This is a genomic window from Streptomyces macrosporus (assembly GCF_039533145.1).
In the GTDB taxonomy this organism is placed as follows: Bacteria; Actinomycetota; Actinomycetes; order Streptomycetales; family Streptomycetaceae; genus Streptomyces; species Streptomyces macrosporus.
The window spans coordinates 490,642-496,757 of record NZ_BAAASZ010000017.1 but is presented as its reverse complement, the minus strand read 5'-3'; the positions used below and the strand labels follow the sequence as shown (position 1 = coordinate 496,757).

At 77.5% G+C, this 6,116-nt stretch carries 6 protein-coding genes; 5 read left to right on the top strand and 1 reads right to left on the bottom strand.

Annotation, left to right across the window (positions count from 1 at the left end; all coding sequences use genetic code 11):
• Positions 1 to 731, top strand: a 731-nt coding sequence (locus ABD335_RS10700) for a hypothetical protein (RefSeq protein WP_344321944.1), incomplete at its 5' end; no start/stop codon positions are given.
• Positions 732 to 859: 128 nt separating this feature from the next.
• Positions 860 to 1,537: a DUF4142 domain-containing protein gene (locus tag ABD335_RS10695; RefSeq protein ID WP_344321943.1), complete on the top strand. Its 678-nt coding sequence runs from the start codon at positions 860 to 862 to the stop codon at positions 1,535 to 1,537.
• A gap of 130 nt (positions 1,538 to 1,667) precedes the next feature.
• Here the strand turns inward: ABD335_RS10695 and ABD335_RS10690 are convergent, their stop codons facing one another.
• Positions 1,668 to 2,882: an amino acid deaminase/aldolase gene (locus ABD335_RS10690; RefSeq protein WP_344321942.1), complete on the bottom strand. Its 1,215-nt coding sequence runs from the start codon at positions 2,880 to 2,882 to the stop codon at positions 1,668 to 1,670.
• A 380-nt stretch (positions 2,883 to 3,262) separates the two neighbouring features.
• Here ABD335_RS10690 and ABD335_RS10685 point away from each other — a divergent pair, with 380 nt between their 5' ends.
• From ABD335_RS10685 to ABD335_RS10675, 3 genes are read left to right on the top strand one after another with little or no spacing between them, the layout of a single operon-like run.
• Positions 3,263 to 4,060, top strand: coding sequence for a hypothetical protein (locus ABD335_RS10685; protein WP_425583596.1), 798 nt, complete (start codon positions 3,263 to 3,265; stop codon positions 4,058 to 4,060).
• 17 nt (positions 4,061 to 4,077) lie between these two features.
• A complete protein-coding gene (gene mycP / locus ABD335_RS10680; RefSeq protein ID WP_425583595.1) occupies positions 4,078 to 5,310 on the top strand; it encodes a type VII secretion-associated serine protease mycosin in 1,233 nt (410 codons plus the stop codon).
• Positions 5,311 to 5,328: 18 nt separating this feature from the next.
• The gene (locus tag ABD335_RS10675) at positions 5,329 to 6,093 is read left to right on the top strand and encodes an SseB family protein (protein WP_344321941.1); all 765 of its coding nucleotides are present in this window, start codon (positions 5,329 to 5,331) and stop codon (positions 6,091 to 6,093) included.
• The last annotated feature ends 23 nt before the right edge of the window (positions 6,094 to 6,116 follow it).

Genomic DNA, 6,116 nt, shown 5'->3' with positions numbered 1-6,116 from the left:
CGCGCGGCCCCCTGGTGGCCGCCGTCATAGCCGCCGCGGTCGTGGTCACCGCGCTGATAGCCGGGGGGCTGCTCCTGCTCGGCGGCACCGACGCCCCCGACGACCGGGCGCGGTCCCACGCCTCCCCCGGCGCGAGCGGCACCCCCGGCGACGAGTCCCCGGACGGCGCGGAAGACGGGGGACGGGACGGGGAGGGACCCGAGGACGGCACCCCCGACAGGGCCGTCGACCGGGCCAACGGCGTCAGCGTGCCCCTCCTGCCCGGCTGGAGGGAGACGGAGACCGACCGGGGGATCTGGCTGTCGACCGGCTCCTACCCCTGCCCGGGCGACCCCTCCCTCACCTGCGTCCGCGGCGGGGTCTCCCTGCGCCCCGCCGACGGTCCGACGGGGGCCACCCCGCGGGAGATGGCCGAGGAGGACGTCGCCCGCAACGCCGAGGAGTCCTACGACGCCGAGGCCTACGGCGGGGTCGAGAGCCACGAGGTCGTCGCCTCCGGCGAGGTCACCGTCGCCGGCCGGCAGGGGTACCGCGTCCGCTGGCGGATCGCCAACGGACTCGACCCCGACGCGTACGTGGAGTCGGTCGTCTTCCCCGCCCCCGAGGACGGCGGCCCGATGCTGGTGCTGCGCCTGGGCTTCGACGTCCACGCCGAGGCCCCGGGCGTCGAGGACATGGACCGGATCGTGGCGGGCGTCCGCGCCGCCCGGGGCCCCGGCATGGAGATCTGAGGCGAGGCCCGGACACCCCTCCCGGCGCCCGTTTCCGCTCACCCGCGTGCGTGTTTTCCGGCGGCGGTGAACGCCCCGGCCGCTCCTTCCGTACCGCCGGTGAACGAGCAGCGCACCGAGGAGGAGCCATGCGCCCGATCCGCCCCAGCCGCCGTGCCGTCGAACGCGGGATGCCGCCACGTCTGGTCGCCGGTGCCGTCGCCGCCCTGCTCGCGCTCGCGGCGGCCGTCGCGCTGATCTCCCTGCAGACCGGCAGCAGCCAGGCCGACGAGGGGCACCATCAGGCCGCGTTCGGCGCGGACGGGGACGGCGCCGGACAGGGGGACGTGGGGCCGGTCACCGACGTGGACAGGGAGTTCCTCGTCAAGGTCCGGCAGGCCGGACTGTGGGAGATCCCCGCCGGCAGACTGGCGCAGACCCACGCCTCCAGCGAGGCCGTCAAACGCGCGGGACAGCACCTGATCGACGGTCACGCCAAACTCGACCAACTCGTCCGCGAGGACGCGAGGATCCTCGGCGTCACCATCCCCAACCAGGCCACCGAGGAACAGCAGCAGTGGGTGAGGGACCTGGAGAACGCCCGCGGCGCCGAGTTCGACCGCCTCTTCGCCAACGTGCTGCGCGCCTCGCACGGCAAGATCTTCGCCACCATCGGCGAGGTGCGCGCCGCCACCCGGAACGACCTGATCCGCCGCCACGCCCGCCAGGCCAACCAGACGGTCCTGGACCACATGGAGGTCCTGGAGGACACCGGACTGGTGGAACCCGAGACGCTCGAGGAGGTGGAGAAGGCCGTCACCCGGTGAGACCCGAGACGAGTCCGCGGTGACCCCGCGCGCCGAGGGCCGCCCCCTCCGCCTCCCCGCCCCCGCCGTCCCCGCGACCGCCCGGTCCCTCACGGCCTCCCCGCCGCACCGGGGCGGTCCGCGCGACGGCTCACAGGAAGGTGCGGCCCTCGCCGCGGTACGTCGGCACCGTCGCCACCACCCGGTCCCCCTCCACCAGGTGCAGCGCGTCGAAACGCTCGCACAGCTCACCGGCCTTGGCGTGCCGGAACCACACCTTGTCCCCGATCAGCAGGTCGTCCGCGGCCGGACCCAGCAGCGGCGTCTGCACCTCGCCCGGCCCCTCCGCCGGGTCGTAGCGCAGCCCGGTCGGCAGGTACGGCACCGGCAGCCGGTCCCGGCCGGCCGGCCCGGAGGCCGGGTAGCCGCCGCCGAGCACCGTCACCACGCCCACGCCGGGCCGCCGCACCACCGGCTGGGCGAACAGCGCCGCGGGACGGCCGTCGAACGAGGTGTAGTGGTCGAACAGCCGCGGCATCAGCAGCCCCGAGCCCGCGGCGACCTCGGTGACCGCCTCCTCCGCCGCGGTGTGCTGCACGCTCCCGGTGCCGCCGCCGTTGACGAACTCCAGCTCCGGCTCGATCGCGCGCACCGCCCGCACCGCCGCCGCCCGCCGCTCCGCCAGCTCCCGCCGCGCGACGGCCTGCATCAGCCGCACCGCGCGCGACCGCAGCGGACGCCCCGGCGGGGCGTCCCCCACGCCCGCGACGTGCCCCTCGTACGCCATCAGCCCCACCAGCCGGAAACCCGGGCGACGCACCACCGAGCGGGCCAGCTCGGCCAGACGCTCGGGGGAGTGCAGCGGCGAGCGGCGGGCGCCGATCCGCACCCGGCCGCCGAGCAGCCACAGGGAGGTGTCCAGCTCCAGACAGACCCGGATCTCCTCCCGCCCGCCGCCGCGGGCCGCGTCGATCAGCGCCAACTGCGCCGGGTCGTCGACCATCACGGTCACGGCCGCGGCCAGTTCGGGGTCCGAGGCCAGCTCGGCGTAGCCGGCCCGGTCCACCGACGGGTAGGCGAGCAGGACGTCGGCGACCCCGGAGCGCGCCAGCCACAGCGACTCGGCGAGCGTGAAGCTCATGACGCCGGCGAAGCCGTCCCGCGCCAGCACGCGGTCCAACAGGGCGCGGCAGCGCACGGACTTGCTCGCCACCCGGACCGGCTTGCCGCCCGCGCGGCGCACCAGGTCGGCGGCGTTGGCGTCGAACGCCGCCAGATCGACGACGGCGAGCGGCGCGTCGAGGTGGGCGGTGGCCCGGTCGTAGCGGACCCGGTCGGCTGCGGGATCGGCGGTCGCGTCGAACACCCCGGCAGCTTGCCAGAGCCCGCCGCGCCGGGAACAGCCCCGTACCGGCACGGGGGAGGGGGAACCGCGCCCGCGCTCCCGGTCGGAGCGCGGGTTGCCGCGACCGTGCCCGCTCCCCGTAGAGTGACGCGCACACCGCCGCTGACCTCCGGTCAGGGGCGTGACGTCCGGATACCGATGGCCTGCCCCGCACGGGAGTCGACGGGGCGGCTTCCGACGACCACGAGGGGGTGCCGGTGAGCACTGAGGCCGACCCGGTTCGGGCTCCGCTCCCGCCCGTCGTACCACCGCGGCCCGTCACCGCGCCGAGGGCGCCGCGCACCGCGTCCGGCGCTCCCCCCATACCGACCGGGCCGCCGTCCCCGGCCTTCCGGGACCCCGTGCCGCCCCCCGCCCCGCCCGCCGACCCGGCCCCGCACCGCCCCGCGCGCCGGCCGGGCCGCACGGTCGCCGCGGCCGTCTGCTTCGTCCTCGGCTTCGGACTGCTCGGCGGAGCCGCGGCCGGGGCCTGGCTCACCGGGGACTCCGGCGAACGCACCGCGACCGGCTACGCCGAGGCGCGCTCGCTGTGGCACGAGATACCCGTCGACACGCTGTTCCCCCGCACCCTCGAAGGCGACGGAGCCGGACCGGGCGGCGCCGACCGGCGCTGGACCCGGATCGCGGTCGCCCCCGACGACGACTGCGCGGGCGCCTTCGACCCGCCGCTGGCCAAGGCCCTCTCGCCGGTGGGCTGCGCCCGCCTGCTGCGCGCCACCTACGTCGACGAGACCAGCAGCAGCGTCACCACGGTCGGCATGATGTTCACCAAGGCGGACGCCAAGGGCATGCGGACCCTGCGCGACCGGTTCGACCGCGAGGACCTCCAGCGGCGCACCGACCTGATGCCCCGCCCCCACGCCGCGCGCGGCACCGCCGCCGCCCGCTTCGGCGACGCCCAGCGCGCGAGCTGGACGATCCGCCCGCTCACCGATGTCCCGGTCGTGGTCTACACCGTCTCCGGCTTCGCCGACGGCCGCACCGTCGGCGACCCGCAGCCGGCGGAGGAGGCCGTCATCGAGGGCCAGACCACCGCACCGGCGCAGGCGGGCCTCGGCCACGACGCCCGCGGCGTCGCCGACCGGATCGAACGCGGTCTGCGCCGCATCGCCGCCGAGGGAACCGAACAGGACCGATGAGGACGACGGACACCCCCGTGACCACCCCCGCACCCCCCCTCGCGCGCCGCGCCGCGCCCCTCGCCCCGCTGCCGGCCCTGCTCGCCGTCCTGGCCGTGCTCGCCGTCCTCGGCTCGTTCTCGCTGGCCACCGCCCCCGCGGCACGCGCCGACGACATACGCGACCGGCAGTGGGGCCTGGACGCGGTGGGCGCCCGCGAGGCGTGGAAGACCACCAAGGGCGAGGGCATCACCGTCGCGGTGCTCGACACCGGCGTCGACGCCGGGCACCCCGACCTCAGGGGCCGGGTGCTGGAGGGCAAGGACCTCGTCGGCTTCGGCGCCCGCGAGGGGGACCCCCACTGGGCCCGGCACGGCACCGCGATGGCCGGGATCATCGCCGGCCGCGGCCACGGCCCCGGCGACGGCCAGGGCGTCCTCGGCGTCGCCCCCGAGGCGCGGATCCTGCCCGTGCGGGTGCTGCTGGAGGACGGCGACCCGCGGCGGAAAAGAGCCCGCGAGGAGCGGGGCGGCGCGCTGGCCGAGGGCATCCGCTGGGCCGCCGACCACGGCGCCGACGTCATCAACCTCTCCCTCGGCGACGACAGCGCCTCCGCCCACCCCGACCCCGCCGAGGACGCCGCCGTGCGCTACGCCCTGAACAAGGGGGCCGTGGTGGTCGCCTCCGCGGGCAACGGCGGCGAGGACGGCGACCGGATCTCCTACCCGGCGGCCTACCCCGGCGTGATCGCCGTGACCGCCGTGGACCGCACCGGCGCCCGCGCGCCCTTCTCCACCCGCCGCTGGTACGCCACCGTCAGCGCCCCCGGCGACGACGTGGTCATCACCTACCCCGACGGCGAGTACTACGAGGGCTGGGGCACCAGCGCCGCCGCCGCCTTCGTCTCCGGCTGCGTCGCCCTGGTCCGGGCCGCCCACCCCGACCTCAGCCCCGCCCAGATCAAGGAGCTGATCGCCGGGACCGCCCGGGACACCCCGCCCGGCGGGCGCAGCGACGAGCTGGGCACCGGCATCGTGAACCCGGCCGCCGCCATCGAACTGGGCGCGAACGTCGAACCGCGCCGGCAGCGTCCGGTGGCCGAGGCGTACCCCCGGGAGTACTTCGGCTCGGGGCCGGCCCCCGAGAGCGGCCCCGGCGGCCGGCTCGCCCCCGCCGCCGCGGCCGCGGGCACGCTGCTGGTGGTCTGCGCCGTGGTGCTGTACCGGGGAGCCCGGACGTCCGGACGGGCCGGGCGCGGGCCCCTGGCCTGACGGGGCTACCCTCGTCGCGTGGCGCTCAAGAACATCCCGGACCCGGGTTTCCCCGACGACGACGGCTCCGCCGACCCCGACCTCGCCGCGGCGCTCGCCGCCTGGGCCGAGGACCGCTCGGCCGAGCCGCGCGTACTGGCCGCGCTGGCCACGGCCCGGCTGCTGGTCCCGGTGGTCGCCGTGCTGGGCGAGGTGGAGACCGACGTGGGGGTCCCCCCGTCGAAGGCAGGGGGAGGCCTGCGCCGGGAGAAGACCAGCGACATGGCGGTGCCCACGCTCAACGCCCCCGGCGGTCGCCGGGCCCTGCCCGCCTTCACCTCCACCGACAGCCTCGCCCGCTGGCGCCCCGACGCCCGCCCGGTCGCCGTCCCCCTGCACCAGGCGCTCCGGGCCGTCGCCCAGGAGGGGGCCGACACCCTCGTGCTGGACCTCGCCGGGCCGGTGACCTACCAGCTGACCGGCCCCGCGCTGCGCGCCCTCGCCGAGGGCCGCACCGAGGTCGCCGACCCCCTGGGCGACCCGGCCGTCGTCGAGGCGCTGCGCCGCGCCCTGGCCGCCGAGCCGGCCGTGAACGCCGCCCGGCTGGGGCCGGGACGCGACACCGACGGCGTACTGGCCCTGCGCCTGGACCCGGACGCGCCGGTCCGCGAGGTCGCCGGGCGGTTGGCGGCGGCCCTGGCGGAGGACGAGACGCTCCGCGCCCGCCTGGTGCGCGGCCTGGACCTGGCCCTGCTGCCGTCGGACGGCGCCCTGCCGGGCCGGCCGCTGTACGACCGGGCCTGACCCGGACGGCGCCGGCCGTCCGG

Excerpts from the sequence above, each read along its gene's own strand:
- ABD335_RS10695 (WP_344321943.1), top strand. The coding sequence starts at position 860 with ATGCGCCCGATCCGCCCCAGCCGCCGTGCCGTCGAACGCGGGATGCCG.